The organism is Deferrivibrio essentukiensis (assembly GCF_020480685.1).
Lineage (GTDB): Bacteria > Chrysiogenota > Deferribacteres > Deferribacterales > Deferrivibrionaceae > Deferrivibrio > Deferrivibrio essentukiensis.
On record NZ_JAJAFU010000003.1, the window covers coordinates 93232 to 114968 of the forward strand.

The 21737-nt window shown below is 33.8% G+C and carries 20 protein-coding genes; 9 read left to right on the forward strand and 11 right to left on the reverse strand.

The window, feature by feature from the left end:
* Positions 1 to 10: 10 nt before the first annotated feature.
* The 6 genes from glyS to proV all read right to left on the reverse strand — a co-directional run bounded on the left by glyS (position 11) and on the right by proV (position 7516).
* Positions 11 to 2071 carry a glycine--tRNA ligase subunit beta gene (glyS, locus tag LF845_RS02660; RefSeq protein WP_242819447.1) on the reverse strand — a complete coding sequence of 687 codons (2061 nt, stop codon included), beginning with the start codon at positions 2069 to 2071 and terminating at the stop codon, positions 11 to 13.
* A gap of 195 nt (positions 2072 to 2266) precedes the next feature.
* Positions 2267 to 2869, reverse strand: a complete 603-nt coding sequence (gene leuD, locus LF845_RS02665; RefSeq protein ID WP_242819448.1) for a 3-isopropylmalate dehydratase small subunit — start codon at positions 2867 to 2869, stop codon at positions 2267 to 2269.
* Between the two features lie 10 nt (positions 2870 to 2879).
* The gene (leuC, locus tag LF845_RS02670; RefSeq protein WP_242819449.1) at positions 2880 to 4271 is read right to left on the reverse strand and encodes a 3-isopropylmalate dehydratase large subunit; all 1392 of its coding nucleotides are present in this window, start codon (positions 4269 to 4271) and stop codon (positions 2880 to 2882) included.
* Positions 4272 to 4431: 160 nt separating this feature from the next.
* Positions 4432 to 5454 carry a glycine betaine/L-proline ABC transporter substrate-binding protein ProX gene (gene proX / locus LF845_RS02675; protein ID WP_242819450.1) on the reverse strand — a complete coding sequence of 341 codons (1023 nt, stop codon included), beginning with the start codon at positions 5452 to 5454 and terminating at the stop codon, positions 4432 to 4434.
* Between the two features lie 9 nt (positions 5455 to 5463).
* Complete coding sequence (locus LF845_RS02680; RefSeq protein WP_242819451.1) at positions 5464 to 6297, reverse strand: ABC transporter permease; 834 nt, start codon at positions 6295 to 6297, stop codon at positions 5464 to 5466.
* Positions 6290 to 7516 carry a glycine betaine/L-proline ABC transporter ATP-binding protein ProV gene (proV, locus tag LF845_RS02685; protein WP_242819452.1) on the reverse strand — a complete coding sequence of 409 codons (1227 nt, stop codon included), beginning with the start codon at positions 7514 to 7516 and terminating at the stop codon, positions 6290 to 6292. The genes LF845_RS02680 and proV overlap by 8 nt, the downstream gene beginning before the upstream one ends.
* Positions 7517 to 7733: 217 nt before the next feature.
* On the opposite strand from proV, the gene LF845_RS02690 reads away from it, so the two are divergent.
* From LF845_RS02690 to LF845_RS02700, 3 genes are read left to right on the forward strand one after another with little or no spacing between them, the layout of a single operon-like run.
* On the forward strand, positions 7734 to 10343 hold the full coding sequence (locus LF845_RS02690; RefSeq protein ID WP_242819453.1) for a tetratricopeptide repeat protein: 2610 nt from the start codon (positions 7734 to 7736) through the stop codon (positions 10341 to 10343).
* On the forward strand, positions 10316 to 11431 hold the full coding sequence (locus tag LF845_RS02695; protein ID WP_242819454.1) for a sensor histidine kinase: 1116 nt from the start codon (positions 10316 to 10318) through the stop codon (positions 11429 to 11431). Before LF845_RS02690 ends, LF845_RS02695 begins: the two co-directional genes overlap by 28 nt.
* A 19-nt stretch (positions 11432 to 11450) precedes the next feature.
* Entirely contained in the window at positions 11451 to 12857 is a 1407-nt protein-coding gene (locus LF845_RS02700; protein WP_242819455.1) for a sigma-54-dependent transcriptional regulator, read from the forward strand.
* A 40-nt stretch (positions 12858 to 12897) separates the two neighbouring features.
* On the opposite strand, the gene LF845_RS02705 is transcribed toward LF845_RS02700, so the two are convergent.
* From LF845_RS02705 to LF845_RS02720, 4 genes are all read right to left on the reverse strand, one after another.
* Positions 12898 to 13716, reverse strand: a complete 819-nt coding sequence (locus LF845_RS02705) for a c-type heme family protein (RefSeq protein ID WP_242819456.1) — start codon at positions 13714 to 13716, stop codon at positions 12898 to 12900.
* A gap of 24 nt (positions 13717 to 13740) precedes the next feature.
* Complete coding sequence (locus LF845_RS02710; RefSeq protein WP_242819457.1) at positions 13741 to 14217, reverse strand: DUF8082 domain-containing protein; 477 nt, start codon at positions 14215 to 14217, stop codon at positions 13741 to 13743.
* Positions 14218 to 14298: 81 nt separating this feature from the next.
* Entirely contained in the window at positions 14299 to 16122 is a 1824-nt protein-coding gene (locus tag LF845_RS02715; RefSeq protein WP_242819458.1) for a sugar phosphorylase, read from the reverse strand.
* Between the two features lie 19 nt (positions 16123 to 16141).
* The gene (locus LF845_RS02720) at positions 16142 to 16489 is read right to left on the reverse strand and encodes an STAS domain-containing protein (protein ID WP_242819459.1); all 348 of its coding nucleotides are present in this window, start codon (positions 16487 to 16489) and stop codon (positions 16142 to 16144) included.
* Positions 16490 to 16681: 192 nt separating this feature from the next.
* Here LF845_RS02720 and lnt point away from each other — a divergent pair, with 192 nt between their 5' ends.
* The 5 genes from lnt to truA all read left to right on the forward strand — a co-directional run bounded on the left by lnt (position 16682) and on the right by truA (position 20877).
* A complete protein-coding gene (lnt, locus tag LF845_RS02725) occupies positions 16682 to 18121 on the forward strand; it encodes an apolipoprotein N-acyltransferase (protein WP_242819460.1) in 1440 nt (479 codons plus the stop codon).
* Between the two features lie 73 nt (positions 18122 to 18194).
* Complete coding sequence (locus LF845_RS02730) at positions 18195 to 18413, forward strand: twin-arginine translocase TatA/TatE family subunit (RefSeq protein WP_242819461.1); 219 nt, start codon at positions 18195 to 18197, stop codon at positions 18411 to 18413.
* Positions 18414 to 18576: 163 nt separating this feature from the next.
* The gene (locus LF845_RS02735; RefSeq protein ID WP_242819462.1) at positions 18577 to 19419 is read left to right on the forward strand and encodes a DUF1786 family protein; all 843 of its coding nucleotides are present in this window, start codon (positions 18577 to 18579) and stop codon (positions 19417 to 19419) included.
* Entirely contained in the window at positions 19416 to 20150 is a 735-nt protein-coding gene (locus LF845_RS02740) for an energy-coupling factor transporter transmembrane component T family protein (protein ID WP_242819463.1), read from the forward strand. Before LF845_RS02735 ends, LF845_RS02740 begins: the two co-directional genes overlap by 4 nt.
* On the forward strand, positions 20131 to 20877 hold the full coding sequence (gene truA / locus LF845_RS02745; RefSeq protein ID WP_242819464.1) for a tRNA pseudouridine(38-40) synthase TruA: 747 nt from the start codon (positions 20131 to 20133) through the stop codon (positions 20875 to 20877). Before LF845_RS02740 ends, truA begins: the two co-directional genes overlap by 20 nt.
* Positions 20878 to 20879: 2 nt before the next feature.
* Here truA and LF845_RS02750 read toward each other — a convergent pair whose 3' ends face one another.
* A complete protein-coding gene (locus LF845_RS02750; RefSeq protein ID WP_242819465.1) occupies positions 20880 to 21113 on the reverse strand; it encodes a hypothetical protein in 234 nt (77 codons plus the stop codon).
* A gap of 147 nt (positions 21114 to 21260) precedes the next feature.
* On the opposite strand from LF845_RS02750, the gene LF845_RS02755 reads away from it, so the two are divergent.
* Positions 21261 to 21737 (forward strand): hydrogenase maturation protease, encoded by a 477-nt coding sequence (locus tag LF845_RS02755; RefSeq protein WP_242819466.1) that lies wholly within the window; start codon positions 21261 to 21263, stop codon positions 21735 to 21737.

Genomic DNA, 21737 nt, shown 5'->3' on the forward strand with positions numbered 1-21737 from the left:
TTAATTTATTTCAGTTTATTTTTTCAAACTTTAATAATTTGTCAAAAGTCACCTTTAATGATGCCAAAAGTCCAAGCCTGTTATTCTTTATGTTTTCATCTTTATCCATAACCATAACATTATCAAAAAACTCATCTATAGCACTTCTCATATTTAAAAGCTCATTCATAGCTGTTCCAAAATCTTCATTCTCTATCATTATTTCAATCTGCTTTTTGGTTGAAGTCAAAAGCTCTGCCAATCTTTTTTCATAACTTGTCGTAAATAAGCTCTCTTTATAATCTATATTACTGTAATCCGCTTTTTTAAGGATATTTGCGATTCGTTTGTAACTTGCCGCAACAGTCATAAAGTCCTCGGAATTCCGCTTAGGACTAATCTCCTTGGCGGCCTTTTCTATTTTCAGTATGCTTGAATAATTATCTGAAACCGACTCGAAGACTTCAGGGTCGACCCCTTCACCGACAAGAATCTGCTTAAACCTCTGAATAATAAATTCGTACACCTTTAGCGTCAATTCTTCCACATTAAAATTTGCCTTTTGAGTCAACTGCTCGAGGGCAAACCTTATCAATTCTACAATATTAATAGCAATTTTCTTTTCTCTGAGAATATTCAATATACCTATGGCACCCCTTCTCAAAGCATATGGGTCATTATTACCTGTAGGAATAAGGCCTATGGCAAAACAACCACAGATGGTGTCTATTTTATCTGCAATCGAAACCACAGAGCCTTCAAAGGTCGTAGGAAGATTATCCCCAGCAAACCTTGGCATATAATGTTCATTTATAGCCAAAGCAACATTTTCATCTTCCCCCTGCAATCTTGCATAAATCATCCCCATATACCCTTGAAGCTCAGGAAATTCATAAACCATTTCTGTCATCAAATCAGCTTTACAAAGTTGGCAAGCTCTCTTAACAGTATTTAATTTGGATTTATCAACATCCAAGGTAATCTTTTCGGCAATCTTAGTAAATCTTTCCACCTTTTCCCAAGAAGTACCAAGCTTTTCCTGATATACAACTTTTTTAAGTTCATTTGCTCTTTCTTCAAGAGGAACATTTTTGTCGTTTTCATAAAAGAAAATAGCATCGGTAAGTCTTGCTCTTAAAACTCTTTCATAACCATTTCTGACATTGTCGTTCACAGGTTTAGTATTGGAAATGCCAATAAAATAATTTAGTATATTGCCGGCATCATCAAGAATATAAAAATACTTTTGGTGCACCTTCATGGAGGTAACCAATACTTCCTGAGGAAGTTTTAAAAACTCTTCGGAAAAACTACCAATCACTGCATAAGGATACTCAACAAGATTTGCTACAGTATCCAATAACTCTTCATCCACAGGGACAACGAAACCTTTTTCTTTTTCAATATTTTTAATCTGGTTCAATATTTCACTTTTTCTATCTTCAAATGTTGCAAAAACATACATTTTCTTAAGACTATCGATATAGGAATCAAAATCAGTCACAGCAAAAGAATCTTTTGCCATAAATCTGTGACCGTAAGAAATGTTTGATGCTTTGATTCCATCTATTTCAAAAGGGAGTACTCTTCCGTCAAAAATAGACAAAAACCAATGTATAGGCCTTGCAAATCTTATATTTTTATTGCCCCAACGCATAGACTTTTTGAAAGGGACTTTTAAAACAATTTCTTCTATATGGTTTAAAATAAATTCAGAAGTCGATATCCCTTTTATACGCTTTACCCCTTGCAGATATTCCCCTTTATCGGTTGAAACTTTTGATAAGTCAGCCTCATCAATCCCTTTAGATTTTGCAAACCCCAAAGCAACTTTGGTAAGTTTTCCACTTTCATCAAATGCAATTGAAGCTGGAGGTCCAATAATAATCTCGTCCCTGTCACTTTGCTTTTCAGGGAGCCCATCAATATAAACAAAAAGTCTTCTTGGTGTACCATTAGAAATTATTTGAGTGAAATTTATATTGTTTTGTTTGAAAAGTCTTTCAAACTCTTCCTTTAAAAAAGTGTATGCAGGTTTAAGTAACCCGGCAGGAATCTCTTCAGTCCCAATTTCAAGCAGATAAAACGACATAATGCCTCCATATTCTGTTAAAAGGATTAAAAAAACAAACTGTATGCTTTTTAACCCACAATTTGCTGAAAACTTATAACCTCAAGAGAGCATATTTTCAAGGGAAAGTTTACTTTGGCATCTGTCTATTAATCTTTTTTTAGTCATTTTAAAAAGTGCTTCGGCAACCATTGTCACAATTGCCGAAGTATACTTTTATGCAAAACTATATGGCAGATTTTTCTCAACTTCCTTGACTTTATCCATATTTTTCAAAAGCACTCCGAGGCTGTCATATTCCCCATCCAAAAAAGATTTTTTTGTGGAAGGTTTTATTCCACAATTGTATACCTTTTCTCCGGCTCTAATCACTTCCCTTTCAATATCAATCTCAATTTGAATATTCGGGTTTGCATCTACGGTTTTTGCCAATTCTTCAATTTCAGTTTTTGGTAAAGTAACGCAGACAAGCCCTAAAGTTGTGGAATTACCATAAAAAATTTCAGCGAAACTTTCAGCTATAATTGCATTAAATCCTGCCCTTTTAATGGACTGCGGAGCGTGCTCCCTTGAAGAGCCACAACCAAAATTATTACCGGCTATTATTATGGATGCATCTTTAAACCTGTTGTCATTTAGCGGATGTTTTTTGGGTTTACCCTCACTGTCAAATCTTTCATCATAAAATGCAAATTCTCCAATACCGTCAAAAGTCACACATTTCAGATACCTTGCAGGTATTATTCTATCAGTATCAATATCATCACCTAAAATTGGAACAGCTTTTCCTATCACTCTATTTATAGGTTTAATAGACATATTTTCCCCCTTAATTTAACTCAAAGACTTCTCTTGCATCACTGATTTCACCCGTAACCGCTGCTGCAGCAGCCATTGCAGGACTCATCAAAATTGTTCTTCCCGAAGATGAGCCTTGTCTTCCTTTAAAATTCCTATTGGAAGTAGAAGCACAGATTTGGTCCCCAATAAGCTTGTCAGGGTTCATTGCAAGACACATGGAGCAGCCCGGATTTCTCCATTCAAAACCAGCTTCAATAAATATTTTATCAAGCCCTTCCGCCTCAGCTTTTGCCTTAACAGTAGTTGACCCCGGAACGGCAAGAGCTTTCACATGACTTGCTACTTTCTTACCCTTTAAATACTTTGCGGCTTCTCTTAAATCTTCAATACGCCCATTCGTACAACTCCCTATAAAAACCACATCTATCTTAGTCCCTTTAATAGGGGCACCCGGCTTAAGCTTCATATACTCGTAAGCTTCTTTAAATGACGGATTGTCATCTATTGGAAGCTTTTCAGATATTCCAACCCCCTGCTCAGGGTTTATTCCCCAAGTGACCATTGGTTCTATATCTTCCGCATTAAATACCACCACATCATCGTACTCTGCATCTTTATCAGATTTTATACTCTCCCAGTAAGAAAGCATTTTATCCCAATTTTCACCTTTTGGTGCATATTTTTTACCTTTTAAATATTCAAATGTTTTTTCATCAGGATTGACGTAACCTACCCTTGCTCCACCTTCGATCGCCATATTACAAACAGTCATTCTTCCTTCCATTGAAAGGTTTTCTATTGTACTCCCGGCAAATTCATAAGCATACCCGATTCCGCCATTTACCCCTAAATGCCTAATTAAATACAAAATTATATCTTTTGCATACACACCCGGCTTAAGCTTACCGTTCACCTCAACTCTTCTCACTTTTAAATCATTAAGAGCCATTGTCTGCGTAGCCAAAACGTCCCTTACCTGACTTGTGCCTATACCAAAAGCTATTGCCCCGAAAGCACCATGAGTGGCAGTATGGGAATCCCCACAGGCAACAGTAATACCTGGTTGCGTAAGCCCCAATTCAGGGCCGACAATATGCACAACCCCTTGATACCCTGATTCAGGACCAAAAAAAGTAATCCCATTCTCTTTGGTATTTTTTTCAAGTGCCTGCATCATCTCTTCAGCCATAGAATCAGCAAAAGGTCTTGTTATATTATCCGTAGGAATGATATGGTCACACGTTGCAAAAGTCCTGTTAGGATATGCAACTTTTAACCCTAACTCCTTAATCATAGCAAAGGCTTGAGGACTTGTAACCTCATGTATAAGGTGTAAGCCTATAAATAGTTGCGTCCTTCCACCTGGCAGGTCGGCAACTTTATGAATATCCCACACCTTTTGAAAAAGATTTTTGCCCATAAAAAACTCCTTGTTTTAGTATTAATATAAAAACATAGTATAAAAATCCTAAAATTTAAAGAGTAAAGTTTAATTTGATTAAATTTTTTTAAGTATTACAATAATCGGAAGGAACAAAAAACAAAAATTTAGCCCACTTTAGAAGAGTGGGCTGTAAATACTATTTTGCAGCTTTTCTTGCTTCTTCAAGCCATGAATTCCATTTCTCTTTATTTTTTTCTATCCACTGGTCAACATGTCTCTGAATATCTTGTTCTGATTTTTCACCTTCATACATTTTGGTATTTTGTTCGTTAATATCTTCTAAAGGTAGGGAAAATACACTAAAAAATGCTTTGATCGGTGGATTTTTTTCCATAAACTTATGGTTGGCTACTATATTTATATCGCTTACCACAAAGCCAGCTTTCAATGGATCAGTTACAGCACCCTTAACTCCACTTACTGTCATCCTATCTTCAGCACCTTTCTGAGAAGATCTCGGTATAATTTTAGGTACATTTATCCACATCACATCTTCGCCCGGCTTTAGCTTAAAAATAGTCCAATTTGGGGCCCAAGTATAAAAGAAAATCGGTTCACCTTTCTGATGTCTTGCCATAGCTTCTGCCATACTTGCTGCGTATGATGCTTTTATAAGATTAATATCATTTGCCAAATCGTAAACTTTCATATGATGGTCTATAACCAAAGCACAACCCCAACCAGGAGGGCATGCTACCAAGTCAGCTTTACCATCCCCATTTGCATCAAACGCTTTTTTAACTTCAGGCCTCTTAAAGTCATCAAGAGATTTGATATTAAACTTATCAACAGCACTTTTTGATACCAAATAACCTTGAAGTCCGCCTGCCTTTACAACGGTCCCATATATTCCGGCCTTCTTTTTAAAGTTCTTAGGTGTTTGCCCCCAGTGATTTGGAAACCAACCATTTGCCCAATAGTCTACATCCCCAAGTGCAACCGACTTATAAAAAAGTGCGTTCTGAAGCTCTTTAGGCTTTTTGACGTTGTACCCCAAGGTTTCAAGGGCTCTTCTGATAAGAGCTTCCTGAAAATATCCGGTATCCCATGTTGCCCTTGCAGGCCTCACTGTAATACCTTTTCCCGGCAACTCTTGATAACTAAAAGCCGGGAATGCCAAAATAATTATTAGCAAACTTGTTAAAAAAAATCTCTTCATAACATCCTCCTATTTATTTTTTCTTCCTATGTTTTGGCTAAGTCTATCTAAAACTATTGCCATTAAAACTATACTGATGCCGCCGATAAATGCTAACCCGATATCAAGATTGTTAAGCCCCTGGAAAACAGGCTCACCTAAACCGCCAGAGCCTATCAAAGCAGCAATAACTACCATTGAGAGAGCCATCATAATTGTCTGATTAAGCCCTGCCATTATCGTAGGCCAAGCCAAAGGTATCTGAACCTTTAAAAGAAGTTGCCACTTTGTAGCTCCAAAAGCTATCCCTGCCTCTACAAGCTCTTTATCAACCTGCCTAATCCCAAGACTTGTCAATCTAACTATCGGAGGAAGTGCAAATACGATAGTAGCAATTACCCCGGAAACATTTCCTATGCTAAAAAGCATAACTACAGGGATAAGGTATACAAATGCAGGAGTTGTCTGCATTGCATCAAGCAAAGGTTTTAGGGCGTTTTCAAATCTATCGCTCTTACCTGACATAATTCCAAGAGGGACACCTACCAAGACACAAAAGAATACCGACGCTGCTATCATGGCAAGAGTAGTCATAGATTCATGCCATAACCCTAATAATCCGATAAACACAAAAGTAATCACCGAAAAGATTGCAAGTTTTTTCCCTGATAATTTGTAAGCTAAAAAGGCGAACAAAATTATAATAATAATTGGATTAACCGCATTAAATAACCAATCAAGCCAATCAAGCGTCTTTTCTATTGGTAACTTTACTGCCTGAAAAAAATCACGATAATTATCGACAATATAATCGATACCGTCCTGAACCCATTTATCCAAAGGAATAACTTTCTTATCAAACATTTACATTCTCCATCTCAGACTTATTTTGATACAAAGATTTTATAAAAGAGTTCCTTGAGATAACCCCCTTAAATCTCATATCATCATCAACCACAGGGATAGGCACATTGGATTTAGCCAGCAATTCCAATAAGTTTTGCATAGGCTCATTTATATTAACCGGCTCAACCTTTTCTATTAGTGCATCTACAATTGTCAGCTCTCTGTCATCATTTAGTATTTCTTTTAATTTATCTGCGGAAACAATACCAACAAACCTTCTATCCTTATCAAGAACATATCCAAAATCTCTGTCATAATTAATTAATCTCTGCAAAGCAACCCTTGGGCCATCTCCGGGATGTCTGATTACCGTAACTTGAGTATCTTTTCTCAGAAGGTCGCCGGCTGTTAAAATATTAGCCGGGTCTACACCTTTAAAAAATGCTTTAACATAGTCATCAGCAGGATTTTTTAATATTTCCTCTGCAGTCCCTATCTGGACAATTCTACCACCTTCCATTATGGCTATTCTATCACCTAATTTAATTGCCTCATCAAGGTCATGAGAAATAAACACAATTGTCCTTTTTTGTTTTGATTGCAGCTCCAAAAGCTCATCCTGCATTTCACTTCTAATTAGTGGATCAAGTGCAGAAAATGCCTCATCCATAAGCAATATTTCAGGATCAACTGCCAAAGCTCTTGCAAGCCCTACCCTCTGACGCATTCCACCTGATAGCTCATCAGGCATACTTTTAGCGTATTGAGAGAGCCCTACCTGCTCAAGTGCAGCCATCCCTCTTTCATATCTGTTTTTCTTTTCGACTTTTGCAAGCTCCAAACCAAAACAAACATTATCAATAACATTCAAATGAGGTAAAAGCGCAAAAGACTGAAAAACCATGCTCATCTGAGTTCTTCTCAAGCTGATAAGCTCATTATATTTCATTTTAGTAATATCTTTACCATCAATTATAACTTCACCGCTGGTAGGCTCTATCAACCTATTAAGCATCCTTACAAGTGTAGATTTGCCGGAGCCGGATAAACCCATTATGACAAATATTTCACCTTCATTTATGGAAAATGATGCATTTTGAACCCCTACATTATTACCTGTTTTTTTGAATATCTCATCTTTCGTTAACCCTTGCTTTATAAGTTTTAAAGCCTTTTCAGGGGTAGGTCCGAAAATTTTAAATAAATTATTAACAACTATTTTTTGTTTTTCGCTCATTCATCCTCCATATCGTAAAACTGTTAAAAAAGAATTACAGTGCTATTTAAGATATTTATTTTTTGATTAGCTTTTGGTGTTAAAAAGTACATAACATGCTAAGGCTAACATATTATACTTATTTGTCAACCCCCGCAAAAATAAAAACACTACTATAAAAATGCTATAATCGATTAAAATATTTAAATATTCATTATTTTCTGCTATATTTTGTTGTATGAGAAAAATATTTTTAACTTTCGCAATACTTACAATTAGTAACATTCATCTATTTGCAGGGGAAATTCTCATTAAACAGCTTAGCTTTGCAACAGAGCTATTGCTTAAAATTGAGAATATAAATATTATAGATTCAAAAGTTGACAATGGTACTGCCACAATAACTTTTAATAAAAATCTCGATATTAAAGTCGATAATATTAAGGATAACTTTATCGAAAACATTCGCTCAATAAACAATCAGCTCATAATAAATCTAAAAACACCTGCAAGTATTGATGCGATTGCAGGTAAAAAAGAGGTAAAAGTATTTATTACGAAAAGGAAGATAAACAACAATTTCAATATACAAAATACCATAGAAAACCCTAAAGCTGTCGTTGGCAAAGAGATTATAAAAGACCCTGCTGCCGAATCGGAGCTTTTGGCAATAAAAAATAAAATTGAGAATGAAGACTATCAAAATGCAATCAATCAGATAAATGACTTTATAAACAAGCATGGTAATGACATATACGGTCAAGAAGCATATTTCTTACTTGGAAAGGCATATATGGGGTTAGGCAAATTTTCAGATAGAAATTATGTACAAGCATCTGCAATATTTGAGGATTTTGCAAAAAGATATTCAAACAGCTATCTCTATATTGATGCTCTTTGGAATTCTGCAATCGCGAAAGAGAGTGCAGGTCTATATTTTGAAGCAGTTTTTGAATACAGAAATATAATTAATGCTATGCCTGATACAGAGCTTGCCAAAAAAGCATACGAAAAGATCGGACAGATATATGAAAATATAGGGCAATATGACAAGGCAATCGAAAGCTACAGGGAAATGCTCAGTAAGTTTCAAGTAGATAATATTAAGCTTTATGCAAAAATAGGTATGCTTTATAATCAGTTAAAAGATACAAATGCTGCATATGAATACTTTTCCAAAATACTTGATAGCGATATTGAGTATAATGAACTTGGAGAAGATATATTATACAACTTTGCATCAATTCTTGAAAAAAAAGAATTTTACGACAAAGCAATTTCAATATATGAGAAGATTTACAATCTTTATCCGGAAGGGAAATATGCTGATTTGGCAATGTTTAAAGCAGCCGAAATTTTAGAAAAAACAGGGAAAGATAAACTTGCAGACCAACTTTACCTTGATGCAAAAAATAAATATTTTAACAAAAAAGGGGGGCAGCTCTCTGCAGTCAGATATGCAAAAAAATATTTGGAAAGGAATATAACTGACTATTGGTTAGAATTCTTAAGAGATGTTTTAAATTCAGATATTGATGTCAATATCAAATCTGAAGGGTATTTGCTGATAATTCAATCTTATTTCAGAGAAAAAATGTTTGATAATGCACTTGAATATATTAAAATTTTTGAGTCATCCTTTTTTGACTCCCCATATCTTAGCCAGGCATATGATGTCAAACAGAAAATCTATATGGAAAATGCAAAAAACTATTTTAAAAACAGCAATCTGGATATGGCTAAAAACGAACTTAGCAAGCTTTTGAACGAATTCCCCGACACAAAATTTAAAAAGGAGATAAACTCAATCCTTGAGGATATCAGATATAATGAAATACTTGCTCTTTTAAATGATAGAAAATATCACGATGTAATAGATCAAGCACAAACATATATGGCTACAAACAAAGAGCTTACAAATGCTGACAGATGGAAAGAATTGCTTGACATTACTTATTATGAGTATATCACGATGCTTGACAGCACAGGCAATATTGATACTACTCTGCTCTTTCTAAAAGAATACTTTATAAATATTGAAAATGGAAAACACAGTAATAAGCTAAAAGAAATATTAAATTCTAATTTATTACATAAATTCAGCAAGTTAGCAGAAGAAAGCAATCATATAGATATTCTCAAAACTTACCACGATAACATATCTTGGCTCAAATATTTGACTGAAAGCACAAAAGATTCTATTTTCAGTTACGTGGCGTATGCTTACTATTCTCTTGGAGAAATCCAAAAAGCAAAGAAAATCATACAAAATATAAAAGGGGTAAAAAATAACGATATTTTTATCATCAAAATGTTGCTAAATGAAAACACGGCTGATTACGACATAAATAAACTTGATATTAATCAAATAAAGTTTCTTGCTAATGAATTTTATAAAACTAATCCGATAAAGGGGATAAATGAATTAAGAAAATATACGGTAAACAGGGAATTAGCATATATATTAAGGGCCAAAATGATAAATAAAATAAATGATAGTCTGATAGTGGAAAACTTTTACAATGAAATATTTGACTACAACAACTATACCAGTCAAGAGATTATAAGATTCCTGTTAAATGGCGGAATTTATTTTTATAACACAAACAATTACGACAAGTCTAAGCAATTTTTTGAGAAAATTATAGCTTTGAAAAAAGTAGATGACAATATTTTGGGGGATTCCCATTACTATTTAGGAAAAATACACCTTCAAAACAGAGATGAAGAAAATGCTTTAAAACATTTTAATGAAGTATCAATTAAGTATAAAAATTCATCTTTTTACAAAGAAGCCGTGATGGAGTTAGAGGACTTAAATTGGAAAAAGAAACTAAGAAATCAATAGATATAAATGAACTACATGAAGCCTTCAAAATATTCAGTGAAGCATCTAACAATCTCACTGCAAGTTATGAAGCACTTAAAGGCGAAGTGGAAAGGTTAAAAGATGAAATCAGGGTAAAAAACCAGCAACTAAAAGAATATGGTGAGCTTGTAGATACTATATTAATGAACAGCAGCAGTGGAATTCTTACCATAAACAGCGACAAAGAGATACTTCTCAAAAATAACATAGCCGAAAATATAATAAAAACTTTTGGAAATGAATTTTTAAATTTATTATACACTTTTGATGAAACAGGGTTGTTTGAATTTAGTATCAAAGACAATTATTTTAAAGTTAGCGTAAGCAAGTTTAATATGAATAATGTTAGCGGTTTGATTTATATATTTGATGACATTACCAATCTCAAACTGATGGAGATAGAAAAACAAAGAAATGAAAAACTTGCCCTTATGGGTGAGATGGCTGCAAATATTGCCCATCAAATTAGAAATCCACTTGGCAGCATAGAGCTTTTCACCTCTCTTCTTCAAAGGGATTTAAAAGGGGATGAACCAAAAATTAACCTTACCAACTCAATATTAAAGGGGATTAAAACAATAAACAGCACAATTTCAAATATTTTACTGTTTACTAAGGACGTCAAAGTAAAAAAACAGTTATACTTTATTGCAGATATTGTAGACGACGTGGTGCTTTACTTGATGCATCTTATGAAAGATAAAAATATTCAATTTATAAACAAAATAAATGAAAATGATACTATTTACTGTGATATCGAACTAACTAAACAGTGTATAATGAATCTTATACACAATGCTATTGATGCTGTTGATAATGGTGGAAAAATTATGATTAGTTCATTTTCTGATGACAAATACTCAAAAATAGAAATAACTGATAATGGACATGGAATCTCAGAAGATTTCTTAAACAGACTCTTCATCCCTTTTCAAACTACAAAAGCAAAAGGGACAGGGCTTGGTTTATCAATAGTCTATAAAATCATAAAAGCTCATGGAGGAAATATTATTCCGGAAAGCAAACCTAATGAGTACACAAGTTTTAAGATAATAATGCCAAAATAAATTTATTCATGAGGTGGTTATGGCCGACAAAAGAAATATCTTAATAGTAGATGATGACGATAATATGCAAAGTGCGCTTCTTGAAACTGTAAAAAGGCTGGGGTTTGATGTGGATACCGCTTCAGATGGCAGTGAAGGCTTTGATATGGCAATGAAAAAGACTTATGATTTGATTATATCCGATATAAGGATGCCAAAGGTTGACGGACTTAAAATGTACGAAATGCTTAAATCTGCAGGGATTCACACCCCTATATGCTTTATCACCGCATACGGCACAGTTGATAATGCCATTAAAGCGTTAAAAGAAGGTGCTTTCGACTTTATAATCAAACCTTTCCCTCTTAACGTTATTGAAGAGATGATTTCAAGGGTATTTGAAATTCAGGAAGTAAAACATTCCAAAAAAGAGGGGGAAGTAAATTTAATATTCAAAAGCAAATTTATGGAAGAGGTTTTTAATATAGCAAAGGATATAGCTCCCACTGAAGCTACAGTCCTTATCACAGGGGAGTCAGGTACAGGTAAAGAAGTAGTCGCTAAATTTATTCATGAAAACAGTAAGAGAAAGGGGCAATTTATTGCCATAAATTGTGCGGCTATCCCCGAAAGTCTAATCGAAAGCGAACTCTTTGGCTATGAGAAAGGTGCTTTTACAGGGGCAATAAATAAAAAACCGGGTAAGTTTGAGCTTGCAGATGGAGGCACTCTCCTCTTGGATGAAATAGGAGAAGTCCCGCTAAATCTTCAAGCCAAGCTTTTGAGAGTCTTACAGGAAAAAGAGATAGAAAGGCTTGGCTCCACAACTAAACAAAAAATAAATGTCAGAATAATAGCCACTACTAACAGAAACTTAAAAGATGAAGTAGAAAAAGGAAATTTCAGAGAAGATTTATATTACAGACTAAATGTAATAAATATAGAATTGCCCCCTTTGAGAAAGAGAAAAGAAGATATAATGGCTATGACAAGTTTTTTTATAAAAAAATACAGCGAAATAAATTCAAAACCTTTAAAGGAGCTTTCTCAGGAAACAGTAAACCATTTACTAAATTACGATTGGCCTGGAAATGTCAGAGAATTAGAACATACGATTGAGAGAGCTGTAATACTTTCCAAAGAAAAATACATCACCCCGAGAGATTTATTTTTACACGGCATAACATTCAATGACACACTCTCAAGTGAGCAAAAAATCCAATCTATAACATATGAAAATAATATTCATGAAGAGCATGATAACATAAAATTAGAAGCCGGTGTCACAATCTCTCAAATGGAGCAAGAGCTTATATTAAAAACCTTAAGAGAAGTTGACGGCAACCGTACCAAAGCTGCAGAGCTGTTAGGGATCACTGTCAGGACTTTGCGCAACAAGCTCAACGAATATAGAGAAAAAGGTATTGATTTGACAGGTATCGATTAAGTGTATTGAAAAAAAGGGAAGCCCAAGCTTCCCTTTCAATTTATTTTAAGTTCATCATCTTTTTGAAACTGATTCTTAATCTTTCGATTGCTTTTGAAAGCTCTCCAATTTCATCTTCCCGATGGATTTCGGCAGATACATTTATCTCGCCCGTACTAATCTTATCTGCCTGATCAGTCAGTTTTTTTATAGGCTTAACGACAATTACATTCATCAAATAAACCATAATTACAAGCAAGACTGCCATGGTAATCCCAAAAAATGAAGCATAATAAATACGGTTTTGCTTAATTTCCTGAATGATATCCTCTATCGGTATTGTAATACTTATTCCACCCTCAATGCTGCCAAGCTCATAATTAGGATGACATTTAAGGCAAAATTGTGAAGTAACCATCGGTTTAACATAACGTAGTATTTTTTTATCAAAATCAAACTTATATATCTCAGCATCAGGACTCATTGCTCTAAATTTCATCAATGCCTGGTTTTCAAAAGCATCAGATAAATTTTTAGGATTAAGTGGCTTTGGACTCACAACCCTAAATTTGTAATCTTTATTACCCAAACTTGCATCGGAAAGCTCTGCCAGCACAATAGATGTATTTTTCCTCGCATATCTTCCTTCTTTTACAATATACCTGTCATCTTTTATATCTTTAATCCATATACCGCCATTCTTACCAATCCATGTTTTCAAATAATCTAGCTGTTGATAAATAACCTGTGCTTGTTTCAGCTTTTGATCCATAATTTCTGTTTTTTTCTGCTGATCCATAATAAAATAAAAAGCACCAAAAATAATCAGTAATACAATAAAAATTGCAAAGTTAATCTTGGATTGAATACTTTTAAACATAACAACCTCCGGTTATAATAAAATCTAATCCTTCAATTTTTCAGTTATCTTCCCTTTCATCAAATCAATAAACTTTTTTCTGTCCTCAATCTTATCTATCTCTTTGGAAAGGTTTTCTATAATAGTGTGCATCTGATAAACATTCATCTTCTCTTTCTTTTGAACATTCTTCTCAACTATCAGTGATGCAACAGGCCCTATAAATAAAGATAAGGACTTAATAAGGCAATCATTAAAATCTGAACATTCAAGACCATATTCATCCAGTACATCCCCACCACTTGAACCTGATAGTTCATCTTCATCAACATCAACGGCAGAGAGCTTTTTTAGTTCATTTATCTTTTCAACACATTCCTGCAAATCCATATGACACGAATCTGCCAGCTCATTCAAGTCCTTTTTCCCATCAATCAATATAAAAAGCCTTCTAAGTTTTATATCATTTACCTTGAGCTCATTAAGACCAATTAACTTTCGGGGCACAACATTTGGATTCATTACTTCCTCCATTAAAATAAACTATGCACATTTTAATTTTAACACAATTTTATAAACATGCAATAAAATCAAACAGTTTAATTAAATTTTTTCAAAATCCTGAATATTTCCTTTCAAAGAACCTTTAATCCAAATAACCTGATAACCTTCAATCAAAAAATTTTGATTCAACAAAATTTCCCTGCCCGATACGATATCAATATTTTTATCAGAACAAAAATATTTTTTAAATTTTGATAAATCAATTTTAATTATATCGTCAGACACATTTGTTATACTCAAAATACATTCATCTTCATCATTCAGATATCTGAAAACACAAAACAGTCTGTTGTCTATCTCAAAAATTTTTTGTTTAAAATTTGGACTAAAAGCTTTCTCACTACTTCTAATAGCAATTAGCTTTGTCAACAAATTCAGGATTTTTGATTGAATGGCATCTTTATCATCTAAAATCTCTTTTATCTCTTTATATTTAAAAACTTTTCTATTAATACTCCTTGTTTGTTTCTCTTTTAACACTGCTTCCCCGTCATTTTTTGTGCCGAGAAGCCCATGAATATAGACACCAGGCACCCCCACTAAGCTGAGTGCAATAGCACGAGAGGCAATAAATTTTTTTATCCCCTTATCTTCCACTGTGGAATCACCATTTAATGCACTGTACCAGGTGATATTTAGCTCATATGGGACCTCTTCACCATTTTGGTCTGTCCTGTAGGAGATATATCCACCATTTTCAATAGTTTTCAACACCATGTAGTTTATTTCTCTTTCATCCAAGATACCGCTTACAGGCAAAACCCCTATTCCATCATGAGAATCAAGAAAATTAAAAAAAGTTGCATAATCGTTAAGACTGTCTATTGTAGAAGCCCATTTTGATAAAACAGTAGTGTCTTCCCTCAAAAACGCATGCAAAACAAGCGGCGGAAGAGCAAAATTATATACCATCTGAGCTTCATCATACCCATTTCCAAAATATTGTATGTTTTTCTCATGAGGCACATTGGTCTCTGTTACAAGTTTTACATATGGCGCCGTTATATCCAATATATCCCTAAAAAGTTTAATTATTGCATGAGTTTCCTTCAGGTGAGCACACTCTGTCCCCAACTCCTCCCAAAGATAAGTAACAGCGTCAAGCCTTATAAGACTTGCCCCCATCCTGACATAAAAAAGTAATATTTGAATCATTTTCGTAAGTACCTTAGGATTCCTAAAGTTTAAATCGATTTGGTCACTGCTAAAAGTTGTCCAAACAAGTTTTGGCCCGTCAATGGTAAGAAATTCAGTAAATAAAGGAGTTGTCCTTGGCCTCACAATAAGCTTCAGATGCTCTTCAGATATCATCTTTGAGGTTGAAATCGTGATAAAAAAGTCTCTAAATTCGGGGTCACCGTTTAAAAATGACTGAAACCATGCACTTTTTGATGAAATATGGTTAAAAACACCATCAAACATGAGTGAGAACTCTTTGCTCAAATTATGTATATCTTCCCAAGTGCCGATTCTGTGGTCAACTTCGGTAAAATTCTTAACAGAAAATCCTCTATCAGAGCTGTAAGGGTAAAAGGGTAAGATATGAACTGAATTAAACACATTTTTAAGATATTTTTTGCAAAAATCAGCTATATGTTTTAGGGGCTTTTTATTCCCCCCTACAATCATATCTCCATATGTTATGAGAACAGTATCACGGGAAGTAAACTTTTCTCTGTTCTCGGGAATAAAATCAAATCCTTTTTTTATGTAAGCATGATGTACCTTTACAAGCCTCTCTATTTCACCATAAATCTTTTTACCTGTATCACTACCATACAGCAAAAAAAGTCTGTTTAATATTTTCCCCTTATATTTTGGCGGGATTAAGAAAAGTTCTTTAGAATAATCAGGCTCATTCAAGTAAACAGGTCTAATAATATCAACCCTCCGTAAAGCTTGCTATCGCCTCATCTACCGTTTTATATAACTTTAAAATCTTATTTAAATGGGTAATTTCAAGTATTTCCAGTACTCTGTCACTCAAAACCACAAGCCTGACATCCCCATTGTTATTTTTACAAATAGATATTTTAGACACAAGCGCACCCAAACCGCTTGAATCGATAAAGTTTGTCTTACTCATGTCAATTACTATCTTAAAAATCCCCTTGGAAACAGTATCTGAAATCATATCTTTCAACTCAGGAGAGTTTGCAGCATCAATCCTCTCCGGTGTTTCAACAACAAAAATTTTTTTATCTTCCAATAATTTTGAAGTAAAGCTCATCAACTTGCCCCCTTGTGCATTGTATATAATTTTACACTTCATTAATTATAGACACATATTAATATTAAAGCTTCATAGATAATATTACCTTGATTTATTTTAAAATTCAATTAATGATTTTTGTTGCCCCGCTAATTATTTTGGAATATAGAAACAGGGCAAAATAATATTCAATTATATTTAGGGAGAATAATGAAATTAATATTTTTACCCCTTCTAAGTGCTATACTGCTCACACTCTCATCACCGGGGTTAGATTTGTGGTGGCTAAGCTTTATCAGTTTTATTCCTGTATTATTTTCTCTTAAAGACAAAAAATATTTTTTTACTAAGACACTGATTTTTTCAACCACATATTATTTTTTCAATCTGTTTTGGATTAATTCCTCCGTTAGCCACTTTGGAGGGGCGCCGCTAATCATAGGGGTTCTTGCGGTATTTGGATTATCCCTATACATGTCTATATATCTTTTGCTCTTTTTTTATCTGAATTTAAAAACAGATAAAATTGTTATTTCAGCTTTAGTGTTTGTAGTAATCGAAATCTTAAGGTCAAAAATTTTTACCGGATTCCCCTGGCTTAACCTCGGGCTAATACCATATAATTCTCAAATCTTTACAAATTTCTACTCAATATTTGGCGAATACGGCGTATCTTTAATAATTATTCTTGTCAATCTATCCCTTTACAAAGTGCTTTCACAAAAAAATACCAAGCAACTTATCCCGACCGGTATCGTTATCTTATTGCTGATTACATCAAATGTAATTAAGCCAGAAATAAAATACAACAAATCATTAAATATATCTATAATACAGCCTGCCTATAAACAGGAAGAGAAGTGGCTACCTGAAAAAAGGGAAGAAATAAAAAATTTGGTAATTTCAATGATAGAGATTGCATCAAAATCAAAATCAGATTTAATCCTTTTACCGGAATCTGTTTTCCCTTTTTTTATTCAAGCTGACAATTTAACTTTTAGCTATATAACAGAATCTTCACTAAAAAAAGATTTGCTGCTCGGAAATATCCGCTATGACCAAAAATTAAATTACTACAATAGTGCTTTCTTTTTCTCAAAAGGTAGCTACCAATATTATGACAAAATGCACCTTGTCCCATTCGGCGAGTATTTCCCGCTTAAAATAATCACAGCCCCTATCAGCAGATACTTTTTTGGGGATGCAAAAGATTTTTCAAGGGGAAAAGTGCACAAGGTATTTAACTCAAACAATATCAATATACTCCCTCTAATATGCTATGAAAGTGCTTTTTACGATATAATATTTAATGCTTTTAAAGATAAATCACCTGACATGCTTGTAATACTTTCAAATGACAGTTGGTTTGGTGATACTTTAGGCAGAGTTCAACATCTTGCCATTGATATCGTGAGGGCTAAAGAGTTTATGAGACCGGTGATAAGAGTAACCCAATCGGGCATATCAGCATATATCAACGAAAAAGGTGAAATAATAAATAAAATTGGCAACAATAAACAAGACATAATAGAAGCTAATGTCAACATTGATAGCAATAAGAGAAGCCTTTTTTCAAAATACGGATACCTCTGGCTTGGTATTTTTGCTTTAATTTCTCTTATTTTCAGTGTGAAAAGGGAAAGATATTAAAAACATATAAGAAACCTATTGATTTGAAAAAGAAAAAGATATAATAATGTGAAACCCAAATTTGGAGGTTGATATGTTTGGACTTGGAACACAAGAAATTTTAATAATATTAGTAATAGCACTTGTTATTTTTGGTGCAGGGAAACTCCCTCAGATTGGAGAAGGGATGGGGAAAGCCATTAAAAACTTTAAAAAAGCGGCTAAAGAAACCGAAGATGCTATAGACATCACTCCTGAATCTGACAAAAAAACTGCAGAGAAAAAGGAAGCCGACAATAACAAAGAAGCGTAAGTTTTCAGTTGCAATAGACATTGGTGCTGGCACACAGGATATTCTAATATACTGTGATGGCCAGCGGCCAGAAAATTTTATCAAATTAGTCTATCCATCCCCTACCAAAATATTCGCTGATAAAATAGAAAATTATAGCAGAGATATTTTTATTGGTGGCAGTTTGATTGGAGGAGGCCCGATAGTCTCTGCACTCAAAAATCATCTTAAAAAAGGGTTTTCCGTGTTTGTAGAAAAAAAGGCGGCAAAAACCATTAGGGATGACCTAAGCGAAGTAGCTGACTTGGGCTTTAATTTGGTTGAAGCTGTTGAAAATCCGGATATATTTTTATCAGAAATAGATTTTAACCTTATAGATACTCTTTTGAAAATATACGACAATTATGATTTAGAGTATCATGTTGCCGTACAGGACCATGGATATATTCAGGGGCAGTCTGACAGAGTCACAAGAATGAACTTCTTGGAAGATTTCTTGAAAGACGGTCTTAAAAACGCATTTTTCCCTTCAAATCACGAAATACCAAATACTTTTTCAAGGTTTAATAGTATTTACAATGAGCTGGTTAAGAAAGGGATAGAAAATTTTAGCATCACAGATACGGCAATTATCGCAGCACTCGGCGCCGTTTACAATAATGAAAAATGGCCTGCAGTGACAGTTGATATTGGAAACGGGCATACATTTGCCTGTTTAGTAGACAAAGATTATAAGGTTTTAGGTTTTTTTGAACATCATACAAAAATGTTAACCCCCGAAAAGTTTAAATATTTTATTGATAAGCTCATTGAAGGAAGCATTACTAACAAAGAAGTATATGATGACAAAGGGCATGGTGCAAAAATATTCAAACCTTATTCATACAAAAATCTTCCTATTTTAGTTACCGGCCCCCAAAGAAGGAGTTTGGTAAATGAAGGTGGAAACATCGTATTTGCATCCCCTCTCGGTGATATGATGATTACCGGGCCTGTTGGAATATTCATGCAACAGAATTTGTTATGAACAAAGTAGTAATCGGAAAATATATTCATAGAAACTCTTTTATCCACAGACTAAACCCTATTACAAAATTTTTATCTACAATTGTATTTCTAATTTTTATAGGGCTTAAATTTGACCTTCTAAGCTTTATATTTTATACGATAATAGCTGTCGCAATAACCTTACTTTCAAGAATAAAGCCAATGGAAATACTTACACTGCTAAAACCTTTCAGATACCTTTTGATATTTACTTTCGCTATTCAGCTTTTTTATGACAATAATAACGGTTTAAACTATATAGCTGCATTTTTATACACTTGTAAATTTTCCCTTATGATTATAATATCTTCCCTTTTTACAATAACCACAAAACCAATTGATATAGTTAAGATAGTATATATAATTCTTAAGCCGTTTAAAGTTTTTGGGGTAAATCCAACAGAAATGGCCACATCATGTATAATTGCAATAAGATTCATCCCACTTATCTTTGAAGAGGCAGATAAAATAATAACTGCTCAAAAACTAAGAGGGATAATCCCTAAAAAGGGTTTAAGACTATTATTCTCCCTTCATACATTTTTAATACCTCTTTTCAATAGGGTTTTTTATTATGCTGAGCAGATATCGATTACATTAAATTACAGAACAAATTGGGAGCATATATTGACCATTGATAAAATGAGAAAATTAGATATTCTCTTAATCACTTCGATAATAGCAGGATGTTATGGAATCAGTATACTATAACAAAAAGTGTATAGTAGAATATGACGGCACTAATTTTCACGGATGGCAAATCCAAAAAGATTTAAGGACCGTCCAAGGTGAAATAGAGGAAAAGCTCACAAAAATATTCAAAAAAAGGGTATGTATAATCGGCTCAGGAAGGACTGATACCGGAGTTCATGCATTAGGGCAGGTTTTTAATTTCAGGGCTGAAAAATACATCAACAATGACTCTCTTAGATTGGGGCTTAACAGTCTTTTAAGTAATGACATTACAATACTTAGCTGTGAAGATGTGGAACATAACTTTCATGCTCAAAAAAGTGCCAAATCAAAAACATACGTTTATAAAATACTCACAAGGGAAAATAGGTCATCTTTATTGAGAAACAGAGTGTGGTGGTTTAGGAGAAAAATTGATATTAAAAAATTAAAAGGTTATTTGGATTATTTTGTAGGGGAGCACGACTTCTCAAGTATGTGCACTAAAAAAAGTATCAAAGACAACAATATTCGCACAATAAACTTCATCAACATAAACATGGAAAACGAAATTATAAACCTTGAAATCAACGCAAACGGTTTTTTGCATAACATGGTAAGAAATATTGTCGGTACAACAATATTTCTGTACAAAAAAGATGCACCATTTAGCGAAGTAAAATATATTTTGGAAAAAAAAGATAGGGAGTTTGCAGGACCTACTGCTCCCCCGCAAGGTTTGTACTTAAAAGAAGTTTTTTACTGACTTTAACCCTCTGATAGCCTTATTGTTGTCATAACCTCATACACCATATATCTTTCATACCATCTTGAAAACTCTTCATCCGCCCATCTTAAATCTTCCTCAAGGATACTCTCTTTCAACAAATCATATTCCTCTTCATATTCTTTTAACTTTTCTCTGTAAGATAATGGCAGATGCTCAAACATATCTCTAAATCTTGTTATCTCTTTTTTCAAAAAAAGATATCTTTCTCTCATACTATCCTCCAATTTAGAAAAATTCTAATATAAATACCTTATTTAATCAAGACAAAAAATATCCTATTTTAGCCCTTTTAACAGAAAGCTCAGATACACTACCTTAAATAATGTTGAATTTTAAATTATTTAGTGTTATTTTCGGGTATGAAAAATATTTTAATCCTTGGACTTGGCAATCTGCTTATGGATGACGACAGCGCCGGTGTCGTTATCGCTCAAGAGCTTAAAAATGAAATTCTGGAAGATGAGCAATTAAAAATTGTCGAAGGTGGAACTTTAGGGCTTGACCTCCTAAACTATATTGCATGGGCAGATAAGTTGATAATTGTAGATGCAATAGATATGGGATTTGAGCCTGGAACAGTTATCCGTGCAGAAGGTCAAGATATCGACCCAATATTTGAAAGTAAGCTTTCCCCCCACCAGATGGGGCTGAAAGATATACTTTTAGCAGCTGAGCTCATCGGTGACAGACCCGAAGAGATAGTACTTTTTGGAATTCAGGTAGAAAGTATTCAAATGAATATGACACTATCTGAAAAGGTAAAGAAAAATATGCAAAAACTTAAAAGTAAAGTCATTGAAGAACTTAATATAAGTAAAAACTTTTCAAGAGGTTAA

Coding starts and splice junctions, on each gene's coding strand:
- glyS (WP_242819447.1), bottom strand. CDS start 2,071: ATGTCGTTTTATCTGCTTGAAATTGGGACTGAAGAGATTCCTGCCGGG.
- leuD (WP_242819448.1), bottom strand. CDS start 2,869: ATGTCTATTAAACCTATAAATAGAGTGATAGGAAAAGCTGTTCCAATT.
- leuC (WP_242819449.1), bottom strand. CDS start 4,271: ATGGGCAAAAATCTTTTTCAAAAGGTGTGGGATATTCATAAAGTTGCC.
- proX (WP_242819450.1), bottom strand. CDS start 5,454: ATGAAGAGATTTTTTTTAACAAGTTTGCTAATAATTATTTTGGCATTC.
- LF845_RS02680 (WP_242819451.1), bottom strand. CDS start 6,297: ATGTTTGATAAGAAAGTTATTCCTTTGGATAAATGGGTTCAGGACGGT.
- proV (WP_242819452.1), bottom strand. CDS start 7,516: ATGAGCGAAAAACAAAAAATAGTTGTTAATAATTTATTTAAAATTTTC.
- LF845_RS02690 (WP_242819453.1), top strand. CDS start 7,734: ATGAGAAAAATATTTTTAACTTTCGCAATACTTACAATTAGTAACATT.
- LF845_RS02700 (WP_242819455.1), top strand. CDS start 11,451: ATGGCCGACAAAAGAAATATCTTAATAGTAGATGATGACGATAATATG.
- LF845_RS02705 (WP_242819456.1), bottom strand. CDS start 13,716: ATGTTTAAAAGTATTCAATCCAAGATTAACTTTGCAATTTTTATTGTA.
- LF845_RS02710 (WP_242819457.1), bottom strand. CDS start 14,217: ATGAATCCAAATGTTGTGCCCCGAAAGTTAATTGGTCTTAATGAGCTC.
- LF845_RS02720 (WP_242819459.1), bottom strand. CDS start 16,489: ATGAGCTTTACTTCAAAATTATTGGAAGATAAAAAAATTTTTGTTGTT.
- lnt (WP_242819460.1), top strand. CDS start 16,682: ATGAAATTAATATTTTTACCCCTTCTAAGTGCTATACTGCTCACACTC.
- LF845_RS02730 (WP_242819461.1), top strand. CDS start 18,195: ATGTTTGGACTTGGAACACAAGAAATTTTAATAATATTAGTAATAGCA.
- LF845_RS02740 (WP_242819463.1), top strand. CDS start 19,416: ATGAACAAAGTAGTAATCGGAAAATATATTCATAGAAACTCTTTTATC.
- truA (WP_242819464.1), top strand. CDS start 20,131: ATGGAATCAGTATACTATAACAAAAAGTGTATAGTAGAATATGACGGC.
- LF845_RS02750 (WP_242819465.1), bottom strand. CDS start 21,113: ATGAGAGAAAGATATCTTTTTTTGAAAAAAGAGATAACAAGATTTAGA.
- LF845_RS02755 (WP_242819466.1), top strand. CDS start 21,261: ATGAAAAATATTTTAATCCTTGGACTTGGCAATCTGCTTATGGATGAC.